Annotated in this window: 13 protein-coding genes; 11 read left to right on the top strand and 2 right to left on the bottom strand. The window is 47.6% G+C overall.

All coding sequences use genetic code 11. The features are described from left to right. From ACYUJT_RS14310 to ACYUJT_RS14280, 7 genes are all read left to right on the top strand, one after another. Positions 1 to 5,646, top strand: a complete 5,646-nt coding sequence (locus ACYUJT_RS14310; protein WP_460323237.1) for an amino acid adenylation domain-containing protein — start codon at positions 1 to 3, stop codon at positions 5,644 to 5,646. A gap of 46 nt (positions 5,647 to 5,692) precedes the next feature. After that, a complete protein-coding gene (locus tag ACYUJT_RS14305) occupies positions 5,693 to 6,211 on the top strand; it encodes a YbaK/EbsC family protein (RefSeq protein ID WP_460323234.1) in 519 nt (172 codons plus the stop codon). Positions 6,212 to 6,293: 82 nt separating this feature from the next. Continuing rightward, positions 6,294 to 6,716, top strand: a complete 423-nt coding sequence (locus tag ACYUJT_RS14300) for a hypothetical protein (RefSeq protein WP_460323232.1) — start codon at positions 6,294 to 6,296, stop codon at positions 6,714 to 6,716. A 161-nt stretch (positions 6,717 to 6,877) separates the two neighbouring features. Beyond that, on the top strand, positions 6,878 to 8,065 hold the full coding sequence (locus ACYUJT_RS14295; RefSeq protein ID WP_460323230.1) for a M20 family metallopeptidase: 1,188 nt from the start codon (positions 6,878 to 6,880) through the stop codon (positions 8,063 to 8,065). 1 nt (position 8,066) lies between these two features. Continuing rightward, positions 8,067 to 9,476, top strand: a complete 1,410-nt coding sequence (locus tag ACYUJT_RS14290) for an MFS transporter (RefSeq protein ID WP_460323228.1) — start codon at positions 8,067 to 8,069, stop codon at positions 9,474 to 9,476. Between the two features lie 91 nt (positions 9,477 to 9,567). After that, positions 9,568 to 10,707, top strand: coding sequence for an amidohydrolase (locus ACYUJT_RS14285; RefSeq protein WP_460323225.1), 1,140 nt, complete (start codon positions 9,568 to 9,570; stop codon positions 10,705 to 10,707). Positions 10,708 to 10,908: 201 nt separating this feature from the next. Further along, positions 10,909 to 12,276, top strand: a complete 1,368-nt coding sequence (locus ACYUJT_RS14280) for a helix-turn-helix domain-containing protein (RefSeq protein WP_460323223.1) — start codon at positions 10,909 to 10,911, stop codon at positions 12,274 to 12,276. Positions 12,277 to 12,466: 190 nt separating this feature from the next. On the opposite strand, the gene ACYUJT_RS14275 is transcribed toward ACYUJT_RS14280, so the two are convergent. Continuing rightward, complete coding sequence (locus tag ACYUJT_RS14275) at positions 12,467 to 13,327, bottom strand: AraC family transcriptional regulator (protein ID WP_460323221.1); 861 nt, start codon at positions 13,325 to 13,327, stop codon at positions 12,467 to 12,469. 242 nt (positions 13,328 to 13,569) lie between these two features. Here ACYUJT_RS14275 and ACYUJT_RS14270 point away from each other — a divergent pair, with 242 nt between their 5' ends. The 3 genes from ACYUJT_RS14270 (at position 13,570) to ACYUJT_RS14260 (ending at position 18,230) form a co-directional block, all read left to right on the top strand. Next, positions 13,570 to 15,855, top strand: a complete 2,286-nt coding sequence (locus ACYUJT_RS14270) for a glycoside hydrolase family 127 protein (RefSeq protein WP_460323218.1) — start codon at positions 13,570 to 13,572, stop codon at positions 15,853 to 15,855. Between the two features lie 591 nt (positions 15,856 to 16,446). Further along, entirely contained in the window at positions 16,447 to 17,943 is a 1,497-nt protein-coding gene (locus ACYUJT_RS14265; RefSeq protein ID WP_460323216.1) for an alpha-N-arabinofuranosidase, read from the top strand. A 5-nt stretch (positions 17,944 to 17,948) separates the two neighbouring features. Beyond that, positions 17,949 to 18,230: a hypothetical protein gene (locus tag ACYUJT_RS14260; protein ID WP_460323213.1), complete on the top strand. Its 282-nt coding sequence runs from the start codon at positions 17,949 to 17,951 to the stop codon at positions 18,228 to 18,230. A gap of 86 nt (positions 18,231 to 18,316) precedes the next feature. Here the strand turns inward: ACYUJT_RS14260 and ACYUJT_RS14255 are convergent, their stop codons facing one another. Next, on the bottom strand, positions 18,317 to 19,219 hold the full coding sequence (locus ACYUJT_RS14255) for an ArsR/SmtB family transcription factor (RefSeq protein WP_460323210.1): 903 nt from the start codon (positions 19,217 to 19,219) through the stop codon (positions 18,317 to 18,319). 274 nt (positions 19,220 to 19,493) lie between these two features. Between ACYUJT_RS14255 and ACYUJT_RS14250 the strand changes: the two genes are divergently transcribed. Continuing rightward, positions 19,494 to 21,737: a helix-turn-helix domain-containing protein gene (locus ACYUJT_RS14250; protein WP_460323208.1), complete on the top strand. Its 2,244-nt coding sequence runs from the start codon at positions 19,494 to 19,496 to the stop codon at positions 21,735 to 21,737. The last annotated feature ends 36 nt before the right edge of the window (positions 21,738 to 21,773 follow it).

Below are 21,773 nucleotides of genomic sequence, written 5' to 3'. Positions count from 1 at the left end.
GTGAATATTAAAGTGAACTTTAGTATAGATGTTTTAGACTCGTTAGAAGGATTCAAGGAAGCTAAAGAATACTGGGCTCGAAAATTAACTTTGGTCCCAAGATGCAGTAGTTACCCTCAAGACGAGCCCATTGTTCTTCAAGAAACTGCTGCCGTGAAGAGGGAATATCATTTTTCACTTGATCAGTCCTCGGGTCTGAAGCTGTGGGAGATTTGTAAAGAGCAGGATACTTTGCTGTATTCATATTTGCTGACGGTATTTAAAGTTTTATTGTATAAAACAACCTATGAACAGGAAATTGCAGTAGCTGCTCCAGCCTTTCAGGTTCATGAGGAATCCGAAGAAATTCCTTACGTTCTTTTACATGATACCTTGCTAAGCAGCGATTCATTTACGGCTTGTCTTCGGAAGATAAATCAAACCTTCAAGGAGGCTCTGAATTATCAATATTATCCTATCGATCATTTAGCGCGGCTGCTTGAGCTTCCCCAGGGAGCTCTGCTGCATACTGCAATCGCTTTGGATAATCTTCATTCAAATCAGGCCTTAGAAGCTGTCTTGCAGCAGCCTAGAAGCTATTTAACGATCGTATTTCATAGAGGGAATGAAGGGATAGAGGGGCGCGTCATCTATGCCCCAAATGTGTACAGGCCGGAGAGCATGGAAAGAATGGCAAGCAGATTTCTTGCTATATTAAAGCAAGCCTTGGGCAATGTAGAATTATGTCTTCGGGATTTCACTTTGCTGTCAGAGGAAGAGAACCATCGGTTGCTTTATGATTACAATCGTACAAGCGCAAGATACCCGGCTACAAAGCGGGTTCATCAGCTTATTGAGCAGCAGGCCAAGATGACCCCGCTTCTCGTCGCCCTGCAGTACGGAGCACGAACGGTTACCTATCAGGAGATGAACGAGATGGCCAATCAAATGGCACGAAGGCTTAGGAAGGCTCGTGTTCGGGTTAGTGACCGTGTAGCTATATTGGCAAAGCACTCTATAGAAACCGTTGTTTCGATTATAGCGATATTAAAGACAGGGGCATCTTACGTTCCTATCGATCCTTCTTATCCTGTGGAAAGGATTCGATATATGGCAGAAGATAGCGGGGCCGTAGTGCTCCTGACAGATGACGATGTCTTAGGTCAGGCCGTTTGGGATAAGGAGATGCTGGTTATTACGCAGACTGATCTGTATCAGGGAGACCGTCGTAATCTCCGTGCTGAAACAAGCTCCTCCGAGGAAGCATATTTGATGTATACCTCGGGTTCCACTGGCAAACCGAAAGGAGTCATGGTCAGCCATCGTGGAATCGTAAATTATTTATGCTGGGCGAAACAAAAATACGTCAAAGAAGAAATGTGTACTTTTCCACTCTATTCTTCCTTATCGTTTGATTTGACGGTTACATCCTTGTTTTTGCCGCTTATTACCGGGAATAAGTTAATCATTTATGGTGCTGAGCAGCGAGAGGACTTGTTATCGGCCATTTTGCGCGAAGATGAAGCGGCTGTGATGAAGCTTACCCCAGCTCATTTAAGAATGCTGCTGCTTCTGGATTACCGTCCACAACGTTTGAAGCGGCTGATTGTGGGGGGAGATGTGTTAACGAGTGAGCTAGCCTTTAAAGCATCTTCCCACTTTGATCATCAGATCGAAATATGGAATGAGTATGGGCCTACTGAAACCGTTGTGGGCTGTATGGCTCACATCTATAATCCGAAAACGGATCAGGGACGTGATGTGCCCCTTGGTACACCCGCAGACAATGTGCAGATTTATATACTTGATCCTGATATAGCCCCTTGTCCGCCGGGAGTCGCTGGCGAAATATACATCGGTGGCGACGGTGTTGCCCAAGGTTATTGGAATAATGAAGAGTTGACTGCGAGGAGTTTTCTGCCTAATCCATTTCAAGAAGGAGGGTATCTGTATAAAACCGGGGATTTGGCAAGCCGGGATTATGAAGGACAAATTCATTATATTTGCCGGCATGATGATCAGGTCAAAATAAGAGGGTATCGGATCGGAATTTTAGAGATTGAAGCTGCCCTGCTGCATTGTGAAGCTGTTGCTGAAGCTGCGGTCATCGTAAAAGAGGAGGCGGATAATGAGAAGCATTTAAGGGCATTTTTTTCATCGGAACAAGATATAACGGTTGAAGAGATAAGGCAGCATTTATCGGAAATATTACCTGAGTACATGATCCCGCAGCGAATTATAAAACTTCAGGAATTACCTAAATCAATAAACGGAAAAATTGACCGCCAGGCTCTGCAAAATGTACAGGATAAACCGAAGGGGAGCATAACTGCTCCTAGAACGCATATCGAAGAAATGCTGGTCGAGCTTTGGAAGGAAATCTTAGGCGAGCAGCATATCGGAGTGGATCAGTCCTTTTTTGAGTATGGAGGACATTCGATTAAGGCTATTTCCTTACTGGCAAGAGTAGAGCAGCGCTTTGATGCACGGGTGTCCATTGGACAATTCTTCAGAACTCCGACGATCGAGAATCTAAGCAGTCTTATTCAGGAAGCGGCCAAGAGCCATTGGTCAGCCATACCGCCGGCTGGAAGGAGGGCGCATTATCCTGTGACTTCTACTCAGCAGCGGCTGTTTATCATGAGCAAGTTTGAGGGAGCCGATACTGCATTTAATATGCCGGAAGTAATTGTACTGAAGGGGCAGCTGGATGTTGCAAAACTAAATTCCGCGATGGAGGAACTGGTGCGGCGGCATGAGAGTTTCCGTACCTCATTTGAATGGATCGATGGAGAACTGGTGCAAATTGTCCATGATGATATTCCGTTTCAGACGGAATACGAAATTATTGACAGAGAAGAGGTATTAGAGCGCATTCAACGCTTTATAGCTCCGTTTGATTTGGCAACAGCTCCCTTGTTTCGAGCCCGGCTGCTTTCATTGACCTCGGATGAGCATATACTGCTCATTGATATGCATCATATTGTATCGGATGGGGTATCCATGAATATTCTGCAGAAGGAGTTCATCACCCTTTACAATGATGAGCAACTGGAGGAGCTTCGCATTCAGTATAAAGATTATGCGGCTTGGCAGAAGGATTACAGGGAGTCAGAAGATTATAAGAACCATGAAGCCTATTGGCTGGAATTGTTTAAAGACGATATTCCAATTTTGGAACTTCCTGTGGATTATTCCCGGCCTGTAATACAGAGCTTTGCCGGAGACAAAGTCGAAGCGGTGATTAACGGGGAACTGCTGGCTGCACTTAAGGATTTAAGCTATAGGTCGGACACCACAACATTTATGGTGCTGCTGACCGCATATTATGCGCTGTTATCAAGGTACTCCGGTCAAAGCGATATTGTGGTGGGAACAACAATCACAGGCAGAAATCATGCTGATCTGGAGAGAATTATAGGCGCATTTATCAATGTCCTTCCTTTACGCAATAAGCTGGATACTGATTTGTCTTACTGGGACTTCCTGGCCCAAGTCAAGGGTAACACTGTTGAGGCATTCGAGCATCAGGCCTATCCTTTTGAGCAAATGGTAGATCACCTAAAAGTCCAGAGAGATATGAGCCGCAATCCTCTGTTCGACACAATGTTCGTTATGCACAACCATCGTCAGGAACAGCATATGGAAATGCTGAAGCTCAAAGACGTTGAAATAGCTGACAATCCGTATTGGCAATATGAAGTCTCCAAATATGATTTGACATTAGTGGCTACTGAAGATGCCGGTCAAATTTTGCTCACCTTCGAGTATTGCAGGGATTTATTTGATAAAGAGACGATACAGCAAATGGCGGAGCACTTTTTGAATATCCTAACTGACATAAGTGCAAATCATTTCATCAAGTTGGCAGATATCGGTATGATTTCGGAAGAAGAACAAAAACGAATGGCAGGTTTTCAGCAAGGGGAGCATCGGGAAATACCCTACAGGACGCTGCATGAATTGTTTCAGCATCAGGTTCGAATGACTCCGGACAAGGTGGCGATAGAATGTAATGGCGAGAGTGTCACTTATCGTGAATTGGACGAGCATTCCAACCGATTGGCCCGATACTTATTGGAACAGCACAACATAGGCAGTGAGGATCGTGTGGGCATTTTACTGGAGAGATCTATCTATCTTATTGCAGCTATACTTGGTGTTTTGAAGTCAGGTGCTGCCTATGTTCCGATTGATCCAGCTTATCCGGCCGAAAGAATCAGCCATGTTATTCAGGACAGCAGGCTAAAGGTTCTATTAATAGATAAGGAGCCCGAAGGAGAATATAATGCCGCGTGTATTCATGTCATGGAGGAGCAGCTACACAAGCAAAGCCCGCTTCCGCTGGAGAGTAGAGGAACTGCTGATGATCTCGCCTATCTCATCTACACCTCAGGATCTACAGGACTGCCCAAAGGTGTAATGATAAAGCATAAATCGCTGCATAATTTGATACTGGGCATGACCGAGAGAATTCAATTTACGCCGGATAAGACAATGCTTTCGTTAACGACGGTATCCTTTGATATTTTTGTAATCGAGGCTCTTATTCCCCTAACACAAGGGATGAAGGTGGTTGTAGCGAGCGAGGAGCAGGCCAGTCTGCCAAGTGAAACCGAAAAACTGATTGTGGAGAAGCAAATCGATATGCTTCAGATGACTCCCTCGCGATTGCAAGTTATGCTGGAGCATTCGTTTGACTTGTCTTATCTGAAAGTAGTGAAGGATATCCTTATAGGAGGTGAGGCCCTAAGCCGACATATTTATTACGAACTTCTGAGATGGACAGATGCTAACGTGCTTCATATGTATGGCCCTACGGAGACATGTGTATGGTCTTCTATGCAGAAACTGCAGCAGGATTTGCCGATTTCTCTAGGACAACCCCTGCTGAACACCGGGTTGCATGTATTGGATGCGAACCTTCGGCTTCAACCCTTTGGAGTTATAGGTGAGCTGCATATTTCCGGTGAGGGACTGGCAGCAGGCTATTGGGACATGTTCGAACTGACAGCAGAGAGGTTTATCGATCATCCACACATCACGGAGAGCAAGCTTTATAAGACGGGAGACTATGTTAAGCTGCTCCGGGACGGTACTTTATTGTTTATGGGAAGAAAGGATGATCAAGTTAAAATCAATGGTTACAGGATTGAACTAGGAGAGATCGAGGGCTATCTGCTTAAGCATCCAGAGATTGTTAACGCAGTAGTTGTCGCAACAACAACTGCAGAAGATGCCAAGCAACTGCTTGCTTATGTCATCGGCCAAACAGAGCTCGACATGGTACAAGTACGGCAATATTTACTTCAAGGACTCCCGCACTATATGATTCCTGCACATATTGTACAACTAGATGAATTTCCTCTAACAGCCAATGGAAAAATGGACAAGAAAAAACTGCCTAATCCTGAAGCAACCACTAGTGCTGCAGATTATGAGGCACCCCATACGCTAACCCAATTCAAACTGGAGCGTATATGGCGAGGGCTATTAAAAGCCGATAAAATCAGCATCAAAGACAATTTTTTCGATATTGGAGGCAACTCTATATTAGCGGTCATGCTTGATCTCGAAATGGAGAAGGAACAAATAACTGATCAAGAAATGCTGGTGTATAAGTATACGACTATAGCAGAACTGGCAGCATATTTGGACCAGAGTTAGAAAATCAGAAGAGGGAGGTACTGAAACAGTTTTGATAGGTTCTAATATGAATGTGTTCGAGTGTATTTGTACACTTTTGGATGACAAAGAAATACAATACAGAACAATAATTCATCCTCCTGAGGGGAATACCGAGCTCGCCAGTTTAATTAGGGGGCATCCTATAAATATGGCGGCGAAATCGATGGTAGTGTCTGTTAAGGAAAGAAGTCAAGAAGCCAATTATATGCTAGCTGTCATTCCCGGCAATAGAAAAGTCAATATGAAAAGAGTAAAAAGAAGCCTTAATGTTTATGATGTGTCGTTAGCCCCGTACGAAAAAGCCGGAGAATTGACTTATTGCCAAATGGGAGCCGTTCCGCCGTTTTCTTTTCACCGGGATTTGTTTGTGATCGTAGATCCCCTGCTCATGGAGAATGAGGAGATCGTGTTTAATGCTGGATTGCTGGATACATCTATAGCCATGAAGGCAGAGGATTATCTTAAAGCTGTCCAGCCTCACTCCATTATGGAGATTTCGGCTGCCATAGAAACGGACAATCACAAGCATATATTACAAATTTAATTTAATTTTGGAATTGCTAAATTTCAAAGGTTCGTCATACATTGTTACAGAAATAATAATTATAATAATTGGAGGACAAATTATGAAGAAGCGTTTAAGTTCGATTTTATTGGGGGTATTGGTTATTATTTTTGTGGGATGTGCGAATTCCTCAACGGCGCATGCGAATAGTGCAACCTGTAATAAAAATAGCAATAATAACAATGGTGTACTAAGTGGAAATGTAACATGCTCTTTCTCATCTTTTACTGGAAACAAGCAGGTAAGCTTTGACTTGCAGAACAAACCTAAACCGCAGCAATTAACGATTAATTATAATGCTACTGTAAGCTCGGGCACTGTTGTAATTAAGCTTAAAAATGCTTCCGGGTCGGTATATTATGAGAAAACATTAACCAAAAGCGGTGATCAAGCAACATTTAATTTAAGCCTTCTTCCCACTGAAGAACTGCTTCTTGATTTTACCGGGACAAATGCGAAAGGAAATATTTCATTTAATTGGTAATTAAGGACTGATGAGACGCGCTACAGGCTCTCCTCAGGCTGAAAGAGTCTCCCCTATGGGGAGGCTCTTTTGTCGTTGTATGAAGATGACAACAATCAGGGAATATAAATATATACCCATGTTGACATTGCACGGCAGGACGAATTAAGGAGGCGTTTAAAATGAAGGAGCAGCTATTTCAGAAATTGCGCGCCAAGAAAGACCGGATCATCGAGATAAGGCGTTATCTGCACGCCCATCCTGAGTTATCCTTTCATGAAGAGAATACAGCTAAATATATTGCTGATTTATATGCCGGCAAGGATTGTGAAGTACGTAACAATGTTGGTGGAAATGGAATCGTCGTGACGATCGATAGCGGTAAACCTGGGAAGACGTTAGCTATCCGCGCCGATTTTGATGCGCTTCCGATTATGGAGGAGACAGGCCTTCCGTTCGCTTCGAAGAATCCGGGCGTTATGCATGCCTGCGGCCATGATGGACATACTGCCTACATGCTAATTCTGGGAGAGACTTTGATCGAAATGAAGGATGAGCTCCGGGGGAAGGTAGTTATTCTGCATCAGCATGCGGAAGAAAAGCCACCAGGCGGAGCTATACAAATGATCAAGGACGGCTGCCTGGATGGAGTCGATAATGTGTTCGGCATCCACGTGATGTCCACGATGGAGACGGGCAAAATATATTATCGCGAAGGGAATGCACAAACCGGGCGGGCGTACTTCAAAGTCAAAATAAATGGCAAAGGCGGACATGGGTCCTCGCCACACATGGCCAATGATGCGATTGTTGCCGGCAGCTATTTTGTTCAGGCTGTACAGACGATTATTAGCCGCCGTTTGAATCCATTTGATGTAGCATCGATCACGATCGGTTCCTTCGATGGCAAGGGAAGCTTCAATGTCATTAAAGATTCCGTTGAGCTGGAAGGCGATGTACGGGTAATGACGGAAGAAACCAGAGAGCTGGTTGAACGAGAAATTCGCTACAAGCTGGAAGGATTGCAGGAGATGTTCGGGATTACGTATGAATTGGATTATTTGAATGATTATCCGGTGCTTTACAACGATCCGGAGTTGACGGAATTTGTAGCGGAGTCGTTAAAGAACAGCTCGATTCCCGAAGTGACAAGTGTTGAACGTTGTGAACCGCAGCCGCCATCGGAGGATTTCGCGTATTATGCGCAAGAACGTCCAAGCGTATTTTTCTATGTTGGGGCGATGCCGGCAGATGGCAAATATTATCCTCATCACCACCCTAAATTCGATATTAATGAGGACAGTATGCTTATTGCAGCAGAAGCGATGGGCGCTGTAGTTTTAGACTACCTAAGAGAGGACGATAAATAATATGGACACTCCATACCATGGCACAAATAAGCTAATCCTCGGGATCGTATTCGGGGTAATTACATTCTGGCTGTTTGCTCAGTCAATGGTTAACATTGTACCTGCCGTGCAGGCTGATCTGGGGATCTCCCTCGATATGATCAATATCGCTATCAGTTTGACGGCTTTATTTTCCGGGATTTTTATCGTCGTTGCCGGCGGACTGGCCGATAAGTATGGGCGCATGAAGCTGACTTATATCGGGATGGTGCTTAGCATCATCGGCTCTTTATGTCTGATCCTTGCTCATGGTTCTGTTCTGCTGATTATTGGCCGCATCATCCAAGGGTTGTCTGGGGCATGTATTATGCCAGCTACGATGGCCCTGGTTAAAACTTACTATGACGGGGCAGAGCGTCAGCGGGCGCTAAGCTACTGGTCGATCGGCTCTTGGGGCGGATCGGGCGTATGCTCGTTTGCCGGGGGAGCAATAGCTACCTATATGGGTTGGCGCTGGATTTTCATTATCTCCATTGTAATTGCTGTACTTGGGATTTTCCTCATTAAGGGTACCCCTGAAAGCAAGGTTGAACAAAGCAGCAGCTCCAAATTCGATTCCAGTGGCCTGCTCGCTTTTGTCGTTGCCATGGTCTCTCTGAATCTGCTCATTACGCAGGGTGCTTCGTTCGGATGGACTAGCATGATGACGATATCTTTAATGGTGTGCTTTCTGCTGTTTGTCATTATTTTCTTTAGAGTAGAAACGCATAAAGCTGGCACAGGCTTTATCGATTTCTCCCTATTTAAGAATAGAGCGTATTCCGGTGCGACGATTTCCAATTTTCTGTTGAATGCGGTTGCCGGTACGCTTGTTGTTACTAATACGTATATTCAGGTGGGCCGAGGTTTTACGTCTTTTACAACGGGGATGCTATCCCTCGGATATTTGGTCAGCGTGCTCGCTATGATACGGGTTGGGGAGAAGATTATGCAGAAAATTGGCGCCCGCAAACCGATGCTGATTGGCACCGTGATTACAGGGATCGGGATTGCCTTGGCCGCTTGTACCTTTATTCAGGGGTTCCTCTATTCCATCGTAGTGTTCATCGGTTTCATGCTGTTTGGAATCGGCCTTGGCATGTATGCGACGCCTTCGACTGACACTGCCGTAACCAATGCGCCTTCTGATAAGGTTGGGGTTGCGTCGGGCATCTATAAGATGGCCAGCTCCCTGGGCGGTTCCTTCGGTGTGGCGAGTTCAGCAGCCGTATATGGAACAATTGCAGCCTCTGGCAACGTAGAACTGGCGGCTTCCACAGGTTTGCTGGTTAATGTCGCTTTCTGCGTGCTGTCCATACTCGCGATCCTGTTCATGGTTCCCAGCGACAGGAAGGCTGAAAAACGGAGAATCACTAAACTTCAAAAGGCTTAGCTTATAGGATGATCTAAGTTGAAATAAGTGAACGGGGGAACGATATTTGCGAAAACAATTACTAAGTATGCTTGATGCCCGAAAGGCAGAAATGATTAAAATACGGAGACATTTGCATGCGCATCCCGAGCTGTCTTTTCATGAAAAAGACACAGCCCAATATATTGCCGATTTCTATCAAGGCAAAGATGTGGAGATTCAGAGGGGGTGGGACGGTTACGGGATGATCGTGACGATTCGTGGCGGCAAACCCGGCAAGACGATCGCGCTTCGCGCCGATTTTGATGCTCTGCCAATTACGGAGCAGACGGGCCTCCCGTTTGCCTCCGAGAATCCCGGTGTGATGCACGCCTGCGGTCATGATGGCCATACCGCCTACTTGATGGTGCTCGCCGATTGTCTGATTCAACTGAAGGAGGACATCCCGGGAACGATTAAGATCATTCACCAGCATGCCGAAGAGACCCCTCCAGGTGGAGCAAAAACCATTGTTGCATCAGGTCTGCTGGACGATGTGGATCAAATCCTCGGAATACATTTATTTCCAACCTCGCCTGCAGGGACAGTGAGCTATCGCAGCGGTTATGCGATGGCGGGGCGAAGCTATTTCAAATTAATTGTTCATGGCAAAGGCGGTCACGGTTCTTCCCCGCATTTGGCGAATGACGCCATTGTTGCAGCCAGTCATTTCGTTACCGCTGTTCAGACGATTGTGAGCCGCCGGTTGAACCCGTTTGAGACCGGGGTGGTCACGATAGGCTCTTTTGACGGCAAAGGGAGCTTTAACGTCATCAAGGATTCGGTTGTACTGGAAGGCGATGTCCGTTATATGACCAAAGAGACGCAGCAACTGATCGACAGGGAAGTTCACCGGATCGTGAAGGGGATCGAGAGCATGTTCGGCATTACGGCCGAGCTGGCTTATACGGCGGATTATCCTCCGCTTTACAATGACCCTGAAATTACCGCCAATGTAGTCAAGTATCTAAACCGGGGAGTTGGCGATTATCTGACCACAGTTTCAGAGGCGGATATGCTGTCAGGCTCGGAAGACTTTGCTTATTATTTGGAGAAAATCCCGGGCTGCTTCTTCTACATTGGCTGCAAGCCCAAAAATACGGAAGAGGTCTATTTCAACCACCATCCGAAGTTCGATATCGACGAAGACGCTTTGCTTGTCGCAGCCAAGTCCGTCGGCGAAGTCGTGTGCGGGTATTACGGCCTGGAGTAATATATAGACACGCCTCAGGGCGAAATATATTAGGGCTATCCCAGCAGTCATCGGTTGATGATTGTTGGGCCAGCCTTTTTTTGAAAAATTTAATTGACCACTAGTTCATATTTTCGTATAATGTGTAAAAATATAGGAGATCGAATAGTTTAGCTATATTTTTTGTAACTTTACGTTGATTCATAGGAAGGAGGAGCCTGAATGACGAATGAACCCACGATCCGTTCTGTCATAGAACAAGAACTTGAGCGCAGAGGCTACTCTTTGAGCAGCTTTGCCAGCCGCTCGGGGATTAATCGCGGGACACTCAGCGCCATTCTAAACGGAAACCCTCCCAAGCCCATTGCCATCCGGCAATTGGATTTAATGACGGAAGCCCTGGAACAGCCGGAAGGTTTCTATTATCCGTTATATGTCAACGAGTGCGTGGACTCGGATCAACCGAACCGCAGAAGGCTCAAATCCTTTTTGCTGCGGTGCGCCGAAGTCGGTCAGACTGAATGCATACAAGAGGTGCTGGATCGCATCGTAGAAAATTTGAGCTACATCCCGATGATTTTCGAGATTGGCGAGGAGCTTTACGAGAATGGGCTGCGTGAAGAATCTCGCTTATTTTACAATGTCGTGATTGAGAGTGAGAAGTACCAGCACTCGGAGAGGCTGGCGATCAGCCATTATCGGGTTTTTCGGTTATCGCTAGGGGGTGACGCAGAGGCTAATCTGATTGCGGCTACGAGATTTGAACTGTACTTATATCGCTTGCCTGAAGATTATCAATTGGATGGATTATTACATTTAGCTAATGCTTATTTAACTTTGCAAAAATGGGTGCAGACCGAAATATATTCTGATGAGCTCAGAAATCTGGTTAAATTGGTCTACAAAAACTATGAGAGAGCATATCAACAAGGCAAAGAATTTCAGTTTAGGGCTGAAAGAAATTTAGTTCTGTATTATGGACAAGGTTACTTGCTTAAAGGTATCGCATTGCAATTTCAACGAAGATATGAAGAGATACCTGAATACATAGCTGGTTATGCAGATTTAAGCTGGTTTGTTGGATTGAATGAATCTGGGAAGGAAGAGGTTAAGAAATTCAAATTGTTTGCCAAATTGAACACTTATAATTTGAAGGTATTACTCGGTGATCAATCTATTATTCCAGAGTATATTGAATCAGTAAAAAAGCACCCACCTGAGATATTACCTACCCTACGGGTTATTGTTGAAGCATCAAATATTCATAATTTTTTTGTAGATGATATACTTGAACAATTTCACATTGGTACTGAGTTATATGACAAAGGTGATAATTACTACAAACTGGAGGTAAGTAAGGATCGATACCTTAGACTAAGCTATCAATTATCTGTATATTATTTGAGAAAAAAGGATTTTAAGGAAGGTGTGTCGAAAACATTAGATACACTTAGAATTGCAATATCTCTCAAGAATCATAATTACTTTATGAAGGCAGTCCCTTTATTTGAGCGCTATAGGTCGTTTGCAACAGAGGAGCAATTAAGGGAATATGAAAATTTATTGGAAGGGGTGATAAAGGATGCGTAAATGGATTTTGGCGTTAGTTATCGTTATTTCTTTAGGTTCTGGTCTTGCAGGTGGCAACATAGGTAATACGAGTACGGTGAGTAGTCTAGAGCATGGCGGTGGGATCTAGACTAATTTAAAAGTTAGAAGCTACATATCAAAGCCGGCTTAAGCAGAGACTCTGCTAGCCGGCTTTGCTCGTTCATATACCTCACTCATAAAACAACAACCGATTCGCATACGCATTTCGGTATTCGGTCGGGGTAAGACCCGTCATTTGCTTGAAGGATTTCATAAAGTGATGGCTGTCGTGATAGCTGAGCTGCATCGCAATTTCGTTGATCGTTTGATTCGTATCGGTGAGCAGGAAGGAGGCGGCTTCGATTTTTTGCTGCAGCATATATTGCTTCAACGATACTCCGGCGATGCTGGAGAACAGATGAGACAGATACTTCACGTTATAGCCGAAATGATCGGCGATTATGGATACCTTAAGCGGCTCGTAACGATGCCACTGGATATAATCGACGATATCGTTGTAAAGCTGAAGCTGCTTCAGCTTCCGATTTGGGCTGAGTTCCTGCCGGAATAACTGGTTGTACAGCTCGCAGAGAATCGTCGTCGTCATGTAATTGCTCAGCGTCTGCTCCCGGTAGTTGCGGACGGCATCCTGCAGTTGCTTCATCAGGACAAGGATTTTGTCCGCGCTGCGCAGCGTTCCTTTGCGGGGAATGACGATGCTTCTAGCCTGGTGTTCATGCTTGGCCGTATCAATGGCCTGGACATCGGCGGCCTCACCGTCGGACGGAATAAAATGCAGCCAATAGAAGCTGCAATCCGAGGAGCGGTATCCATGCTGCCTAGCGCGGGGAGGCATTAGCAGGAAATCGCCCTCTTCGAGCACGTACTGCTCCGCTTCATCCGCGATATATAACACACCCTTAGTCTGTACGAACAATTCGTAATCCATCAGCACCCTGCTCAAATGTGTCCAATCCGGCGAGGGGGAAGCGAACTTGCCCGTCATCGTCATATGCAGCGGTTGATCCACATTAAACAGATAGCCGTTCATGCGGGAGTTCCTCCTTTAATTCTGACATTTTAACACTTATCTGTTAGGCTGCTTTAAGCTGTGATAATCGAAAAGGTACGGTTTCATTCTATTTTAACGATATCATTTCCAGTGAATTATTCCTACGACAAAAAATAATAACCTAACCTTTTTACACTGATTCGAACGTTTCGCTATTTTCCAGCTCATCCTCAATCGTTAATCTGAAATCAGCGGTTATTTTGAGTGAAAGAGGGATGAAGATGGAGACGATCGTACGGAGCAATGGGCTGCAGGATTTTCGGCTGGAGCAGGTTGAATTGACTGGGGATTACCATGTTAACGCCTTCGCGAAAGAGCTGCAATATTTGCACAGCTATGACGCAGACCGGCTGCTTGCCGGCTTTCGGGAGAACCGGGGCTTACAGCCGAAGGCGCAGAAATATCCCGGTTGGGAGGATACCGAGATTCGCGGCCACACGCTGGGCCATTTCCTTACGGCCTGCTCTCAAGCCTACGAGAATACGAAGGATCAAGCGCTGCTGCAGAAGCTGGAATATATGATGGCTGAGCTGGCGGAATGCCAATTCGAGAGCGGGTATTTATCGGCGTTCCCCGAGAAGTTGATTGACAACATCGAGCAGCGGCAGCCGGCCTGGGTGCCTTGGTACACGATGCACAAAATCATCGCCGGGCTGATTTCCGTATATTACGCTACGGGGTCCTGTACAGCCTACGACACGGTCTTGAAGCTGGGGGACTGGGTCGCCTCGCGAACGTCCCGCTGGAGCGATGAGCTTCAGGCTACCGTGCTTGCCGTGGAATATGGGGGCATGAACGATTGTCTGTACGATCTCTACAAAATTTCCAGGGACGAGCAGCATTTGGAAGCCGCCCATAAATTCGACGAGCTTCCACTATTCGAAGCGATTCAGCAGGGACGGGACATGTTGAGGGGCAAGCATGCCAACACGACGATCCCGAAGTTTCTGGGCGCGCTGAACCGGTATTTGGTACTGGGCGAGAGCGAACGCTTCTATCTGGAGGCGGCGCAGAACTTCTGGGATATGGTAGTGTATCATCACAGCTATATTACCGGCGGCAACAGCGAGTCTGAGCACTTTGGGGAGCCGGATATTCTGAACAGCAAGCGATCCGATATCACCTGCGAGACCTGCAACAGCTACAACATGCTGAAGCTGACACGCGAGCTGTTCAAGCTGACAGGCGATGTGAAGTACAGCGATTTCTACGAGCGTAATTACGTTAATGCCATTTTGTCCTCGCAAAACCCGGAGACGGGGATGACGATGTATTTTCAGCCGATGGCGACCGGATATTTCAAAATATACAGCTCTCCCTTCGAGCATTTCTGGTGCTGCACGGGCACGGGGATGGAGAGCTTCACGAAATTGAATGACAGCATTTATTTTCATGGCGGAAACACGCTTTATGTCAACCAATATATCAGCTCTGCGCTGGATTGGGCCGAGCAAGGCGTCAAGCTGATCCAGCATGCGGAACTCCCGGAATCCGAGGAGGTATCGCTCACTTTTGAAATCGAGGATGGCCGCCGGAAGCGGCTGGATCTGCATTTGCGGATTCCGTATTGGGTTTCGGGTCAAATTGAGGTGAAGCTGAATGGGGTGGCGGTGGCGTGGAATGCTGAGCAGCAGTATATCGTCATCGACCGGGAGTGGAATCATGGCGACGTGCTGACACTGACGCTGCCTATGAAGATACTCGTCTCTAGGCTGCCGGACAACGAAAATGTCGTCGGCTTCCAATACGGTCCTGTCGTACTGAGCACAGGGCTGGGTACGGAGGATATGACGCAGGCGGCAACCGGGATCATGGTGAGCGTGCCAACCCGGAAAATGCTCATCAAGGACTTCATTATTCCTCAAGGAATGACGCCGGAGCAGTGGCTGGACGATATCGAACACCATCTGGTGAAACGGGCCGATGAGCTCGCATTCGAGCTGCGGAACACGGATGAAGACGAGCGCTTCGTTTTTACGCCGCATTACAGGCAGCACCGCGAACGGTACGGTATCTATTGGAACATCGTGGCTGCGGACTCGGAAGAATTGAAGCAGCATTTGGAGCGGGGACGACAGGAGCAGCTGATCAAAGAAGCGACCATCGATAGCGTGCAGGTCGGCAATGACCAGTACGAGTTGGAGCATGGGATTAGGGGAGAGGAGACCTTCGGCGGCGCATGGGACGGCCTCAACGGGCGGCTAGCGCATGCGGGCGGATGGTTCAGCTATAAGCTTGCCGTTGACCCGGAAGCGGACAATCTGCTCCAGGTGACCTACTTCTCGATTAACCATGACCGGGTCATGAATATTTACGCTAACGGCACGCTGCTGGTTAAGGAGAGAACGCCGCTAGAGCGCAAACGGGAATTTTTCGCGAAGCAGTATCCGATCCCATCCGAGCTTCTCCAGGGGCAGCGGGAAATTGAATTCAAGTTCGTGCCGGAAGGCGACTTGAACGGAATTTACGGTGTGCTTCGGACGATGAGACCGATCGAAGACGAATAGTTAAGCTTGAGGCGATTTTAGGGAGCTGAGGTCAGCTCAATCCTAAAGTCGCTTTTTTATATGGTGAGAAGGACATTAAACGGAGAGCAACAAAAATATAAACGGCCATGCATCCTCCGAGTGTTATAAAAGTCCACGTCCCAACTCTCGCACATATCACCGAATAAATCACTCACAAATTGGGGCCATTGTCCGTCTAGTGGGGCGGAATGTATTTTATACAGCTAGTTAAAGCTTTTTTATTAAAAATACATACGCTAAATGCAAAAGATGCAGTTAGTTTGCCTGAATGAAGCAAATTCGTCGAAATAGCCTAAAACTAAATGTAGGTTTTGCAGTTAGTCCCCTCTACCACGGTCAAAACCGATGAACTAACTGCATGAAATACATCTAGTTCCCTGACCTGGCCATCTAGTAGTTTAATTTGCTGGAGGGAAAGACTCCACTTTTATTAGGGGCCCTGTAGTAGATGCAGCTTGCCTGCCATTTTAGCATACGCAATTGGTTGACGAATGAATCGGAACATGCCTATAATGTTAGTGTAAGTATTAATTAATTAATATATATATTAATTGAAAGGCGGTTGTTTCCATGGCAAACCGAGCAATTCTTAACGTCGACCTCCGTAGAGGCACTATTAACCGCAATATTTATGGTCATTTCTCCGAGCACTTGGGTCGCTGTATTTACGAAGGGATTTGGGTCGGCGAGGATTCACCGATTCCAAATACGAACGGAATTAGAAATGATGTCGTGCAAGCGCTTAAGCAAATTAACATTCCGGTGCTCCGCTGGCCTGGCGGTTGTTTTGCCGATGAATATCATTGGAAGGACGGAATCGGCCCGAGGGAAGAACGCAAAAGAATGGTCAACACACACTGGGGTGGCGTGGTCGAGAACAACCATTTCGGCACTCATGAATTCATGATGCTGTGCGATATGCTTGGATGCGAGCCTTATATCAACGGAAACGTGGGAAGCGGTACCGTCCAGGAAATGTCGGAATGGGTGGAGTATTTGACTTTTGGCGGCGTATCGCCGATGTCCGAGCTGCGTCAGGCCAACGGCCGCCAGGAACCTTGGAAGGTAACCTACTTCGGGGTCGGCAACGAGAACTGGGGCTGCGGCGGAAATATGCGCCCGGAATACTATGCGGATCTCTATCGCCGTTACCAGACTTACGTCCGTAACTATGACGATAATAAAATTCATCGTATCGCCTGCGGGCCAAACGTAGATGACTACAACTGGACAGAGGTTCTGATGCGGGAGGCTTCGCGGTTCATGGACTCTCTCACCCTGCACTACTATACAGTACCAGGTGCTACTTGGGAGGATAAAGGACCGGCTACGGGCTTTGAGACAAGCGAATGGTTTACGACGCTGGAGAAGACGCTGCGGATGGATGAGCTCATTACGAAGCATAGTGTCATTATGGATAAATATGATCCTGAGAAGCGCGTAGGCCTCATTGTCGACGAATGGGGAACTTGGTACAACGTTGAGCCGGGCACGAATCCTGGTTTCCTGTATCAGCAAAATTCAATTCGCGATGCATTGGTAGCCGGCTTGACGTTCAATATTTTCCACAAACATAATGAACGTGTTCGCATGGCGAATATCGCCCAGACGGTGAACGTGCTCCAGTCGGTAATACTGACCGAAGGGGAGAAAATGTTGCTTACACCTACATATCATGTGTTTGATATGTTTAAGGTTCACCAGGATGCTGAACGGATCGACCTTGAGGTGGATGGCGGAGCGTACAGCTACGACGGGCGGGAGATTCCAGCCGTGACTGGCTCGGCTTCGATCAATGCTGATGGAGTGGTTCATATCAGCCTGTGCAACACGAATCATGCCGAGAAGGCGGTTGTTCCGGTAGACGTTCGCGGCTGGGGCGGGCAATCCTTCGAGGTAACGGGAACGGTGCTAGCGGGAGATACGATAGATGCTCACAATACGTTTGATGCCCCGAATACGGTAGCGCCGCAGGCATTCCATGGCTTTACAGTTGAGGGCGGAGTGGTGACAGTCGAGCTGCCTCCGATGTCCGTTGCCGTGCTGGCATTGACTCCCCAGGCTTAAGTGGTATGGCAACGTCATCCTGTAAAGGCTGCCGGGAGGAGTATAAGGTAACGGAGGAGCAGATTCAGCGCATTCTGGCCTCCTCCGCCTTTGCGCCGGAACGCTGTGTTCCGGATGAAATTTATACCGCGCGGCTGGAGCTGTGCCGCTCCTGCCCTAAACTGCAGGACGGAACGACCTGTCTCGTCTGTGGCTGCATCATTCCCGTTGTGGCCAAGCTGAAGGAGAGGGAGTGCGCCCTGCCGGGCCAAAGCCGGTGGGGAGCATATCATGAGGAAGTAGTGTAAATGTAATAATAAAAGAAGCCCGGGTTCCTCGGGCTTCTTTTATTTGCTGTAGTTAATGGAACGGCCGTTCAAAAATATTCCATATTTCAGCTGTAGTAGAGCTCGAACAGCAAATGCTCGTTGTAGTTGCCGAAGCCTTTGCCGAACAAAGTAAGTCCGCCGACGTGCACGGCATCATCCTCGACGGATAGCTTGAATGTCCATTGCTTATCCAGGATGCCGATCTCATCCAAGGTGATATTGGATAACTGCAGACCATCCATAAACGTACCCTCGCGAGTGATGCGCAGTTTTTTCAGCAGGCCGTATTGATTCGTTTTGTTATGCCACCAGCTCGGGGTATATTTTCCGCGGCTGTCGCCATAGTCGCCAGGGCTTGTCCAGTAGCCCAACTTGACTCCGTTAAAAATGAAGGTAATGTCGGAAGGCCAATTGTTGTTCGTATCCGGCGCTTCGGAGGCAATTTCCATCGTAATGACAAGCTCCTCCGGGCGTTGGCTCGATAGCAGGAAATTCGGAATTTTATATTCGATGAAGCCTTTGCCGAACCAGAGCACGCCGGCATTAATCCGTTCCTGATCCCAGAAATGCCTTGGGTCATCAAAGCTGCCGATAATATGGTCGACCGTAGCGAGGCCGCATGTCGGCTCGATCATGAAATCTGAGTAATGGCCGACTGGAATTTCCGTACGATGGCATTTCAATTCGTTCTCCTCCTTACGGGGGATGACGATTTCGATGCTGTTGACGGCAAGCGAGCAAATTTTTTGTAAACCGTTCCGCCCTGGGGCCATTTCACTGGACACCAGCCCTGCCCCTTCAAGCTTACGCACGTGCATCGTCATAATGGCGCTGCTTAACCCGAGGGCCTCAGCAAGTTCCTTAATATTCATCGGCCGCTCAGCCAGCAGGTTCATGATGTTCAGCCGGACTGCGCTGGATAATGCCTCATATACAGGCAGCGATTGTGCCGTAAGATTTAGCTTCATATGAAAATACAGCCTCCACCATTTTATTTATACATATATTACGCGATTAACGTTTCTGTTATTTAAACATTTCTAGTTCTATTGTAGTAGATGCCGCCCGTTTAGGAAAGTCCGCCGCTCCCCCCTATCGCCGCATTCCATTGGTCATGGCCCGGAGTTATTGCTGGATCGATAGAAATCCCTATGTCCCGAAAAGAATGTAAGCGCTATAATAGTATCTATCTGAATATACGGAAATCAGACGCAATCCTATTTTCGCCTAAGGAGTAGAGCAATGAGAAAGAGCAAGACGTTTTACAACGTGTTTATTTCTATCCTTGTCCTAAGCATCGGACTCGTTGTCGGCTTTGGGAGCTACATTTATATGTCAACCACACGCTCGGTCGCCGATCGCGTTGGGGAGAGCCGCCAAAGCTTGATCACGCAAATCCGCAATACACTGGAACAGAAAATCCAGACGATTGAATATGCATTTTATACCTACAGTACGACGAAATCCTTTCACGAAGTGATCAGCAGTCCGCTGACAGAACGGGATTTCGAGGCGTATCGGGAATTGAATACACAGCTGAACTATATCGCCACGATGGGGCTGGAGGGAGTTCAGTATTCCTTGATCAGCCTGAAGCAGAACTGGAGAATTTCGAATGGCTCGCTGTCCCAGCTGTCGAGCGAAGATAGGGAGGAGCTGTACGAGAAGTACATAGATAAAGCTAGCAGGGGACTGTACTGGGTCAAAACAGATGACGGCATTCGCTTCGTCCATACGCTGCCCGTGTCCTCCAAAGACAAGCAGGCGGTCGCGCTATCGGACATATCCCTGCAAACGCTGAATCATACGCTGCAAACGAAGCCGGACACTAGCGTTTATATTCTGAATAAAGAGGGTGAACTGCTCTACGCCGCCGAGACGGCATCTGAAATGCTCTCCCCGCAGCAGCTCCGCCTCATTAGCGAGCAGGCCGAGAGCGGGACACAGACGGGAAAAGCGACAATCGAAGGCAAGGCGGGCAGCTCTGTCATTGCCCTATACGCCAAATCCGATTATAACAATTGGACCTATGTGACCCTGCTCGACCAGAAGGAAGTGAGCAAGGCGCTGGCTGCCACACGCTACGGCCTCATCGTTATGGGAATCGTGATCACGCTGCTGATGGTCATGCTGGCGTACGTGCTAGCGGTGTATCTGACCCGGCCCTTCCGGAAGATCCAAAGCAGCCTGGCCATGAGCCCGGAGCCAATGCTGAGGGACGAGGTGGACTGGATCATCCGCTCGATCGATTCCATTGTATCTGAGAAGGAAAGCCTGGAGCATCTGATCGAGCTGGAGAAGCCCAAGCTGGAGACGCATTTCGTGCTTAATCTCCTTCAGAACCGGCTAACCCGGGAGGAAGCGGAGAAAGGGCTGGAACGATTCGAGTATCCGGTGACAGACAGCACGCTTTTCGTCACGATGCTGATCCAACTGGACAGCTATGGCGAGGGGCAGCCGCCTAACAAGGACGTGCTGCTGCTGGCCGTGAACAATCTCGTGCAGGAGATCGTTCCAGAACCAGGAAGAATGCTGCCCGTCGTACTTAATGAGCGGACGCAGGCTACGGTGCTTCTCTTTGAGAAGGGGAGCGCAGCAGACATGCGAAAGCAGATCCTGCAGTATGCCAAGAGAATCATCAAGTCGGCCCGAGAGTATTTAAGCTCCTCCGTCAGCATAGGCATCAGCGTGCCCTATGAGGATGCGCTGAACAGCAGGGAGGCTTGCGAGATGAGCCTGGAGGCGCTGTATCAGCGACTGAATCTCGGCAAGGAATCGATCATTTTTTACGAGGACATCTCCACAGGCATATCCGGGCCGATTCTGCTGCATTATCCGACGGAGCTGGAGGCGCGGCTGTTTGACTCCATTCGCCTGGGAGACGAGCAGGAGGTGGCTAGATCCTTGTATCCGCTGCTGGCAGATATGATGAAGCATAGCTTGAATCCGATGAATCTTGAAGTGACGCTGATCCGCTTCGTTAACAATCTCATGCAACTCGAGCAGCTTATTGGCGTGGAGGTGCTGCTTACGCAAAGCAACGCCAACCTGTACCATCGGCTGCTGGATACGAGGAACCCCGAGGAAATCGAGCGTATTCTGGTGCACGAGGTCATCTATCCGATGGTCAGAAGCGTCAAAGAGAAGACGAACCAGCAATTCCGCTCGATTGCGGATAAGATCGCCGCGATCATTCGATCCGAATACGACCAGGAGCTGTCGCTGGAGTCGATCAGCGAGCGCCTGCATTACAGCCCCAATTATTTAAGCAGCATATTCCGGAAGGAGTACGGAACCACGTTCAGCGAATATTTGATGCATTACCGGCTGGAAATCGCCAAGAAATGGCTGGTGGATACCGATATGACGATCAAGGATATGGCGGAGAAGCTATGTTATCAAAATTCGCAAAACTTCATCCGTTCTTTCCGCAGGAAGGAGCATGTCACGCCGGGAGCCTACCGGAAGATGAAGTTGGAGCGCTAAGCAGCTGGGCGCCAAACATAAGAAGAAGTTCTGGCT

It is taken from the genome of Paenibacillus sp. YSY-4.3, assembly GCF_054767475.1.
The sequence above is the reverse complement of the archived record's forward strand: the minus strand, read 5'-3'. Positions and strand labels throughout refer to the sequence as shown.

Excerpts from the sequence above, each read along its gene's own strand:
- ACYUJT_RS14275 (WP_460323221.1), bottom strand. The coding sequence starts at position 13,327 with ATGAACGGCTATCTGTTTAATGTGGATCAACCGCTGCATATGACGATG.
- ACYUJT_RS14250 (WP_460323208.1), top strand. The coding sequence starts at position 19,494 with ATGAGAAAGAGCAAGACGTTTTACAACGTGTTTATTTCTATCCTTGTC.
- ACYUJT_RS14265 (WP_460323216.1), top strand. The coding sequence starts at position 16,447 with ATGGCAAACCGAGCAATTCTTAACGTCGACCTCCGTAGAGGCACTATT.
- ACYUJT_RS14270 (WP_460323218.1), top strand. The coding sequence starts at position 13,570 with ATGGAGACGATCGTACGGAGCAATGGGCTGCAGGATTTTCGGCTGGAG.
- ACYUJT_RS14295 (WP_460323230.1), top strand. The coding sequence starts at position 6,878 with ATGAAGGAGCAGCTATTTCAGAAATTGCGCGCCAAGAAAGACCGGATC.
- ACYUJT_RS14290 (WP_460323228.1), top strand. The coding sequence starts at position 8,067 with ATGGACACTCCATACCATGGCACAAATAAGCTAATCCTCGGGATCGTA.
- ACYUJT_RS14255 (WP_460323210.1), bottom strand. The coding sequence starts at position 19,219 with ATGAAGCTAAATCTTACGGCACAATCGCTGCCTGTATATGAGGCATTA.
- ACYUJT_RS14305 (WP_460323234.1), top strand. The coding sequence starts at position 5,693 with ATGAATGTGTTCGAGTGTATTTGTACACTTTTGGATGACAAAGAAATA.
- ACYUJT_RS14285 (WP_460323225.1), top strand. The coding sequence starts at position 9,568 with ATGATTAAAATACGGAGACATTTGCATGCGCATCCCGAGCTGTCTTTT.
- ACYUJT_RS14300 (WP_460323232.1), top strand. The coding sequence starts at position 6,294 with ATGAAGAAGCGTTTAAGTTCGATTTTATTGGGGGTATTGGTTATTATT.
- ACYUJT_RS14280 (WP_460323223.1), top strand. The coding sequence starts at position 10,909 with ATGACGAATGAACCCACGATCCGTTCTGTCATAGAACAAGAACTTGAG.
- ACYUJT_RS14260 (WP_460323213.1), top strand. The coding sequence starts at position 17,949 with ATGGCAACGTCATCCTGTAAAGGCTGCCGGGAGGAGTATAAGGTAACG.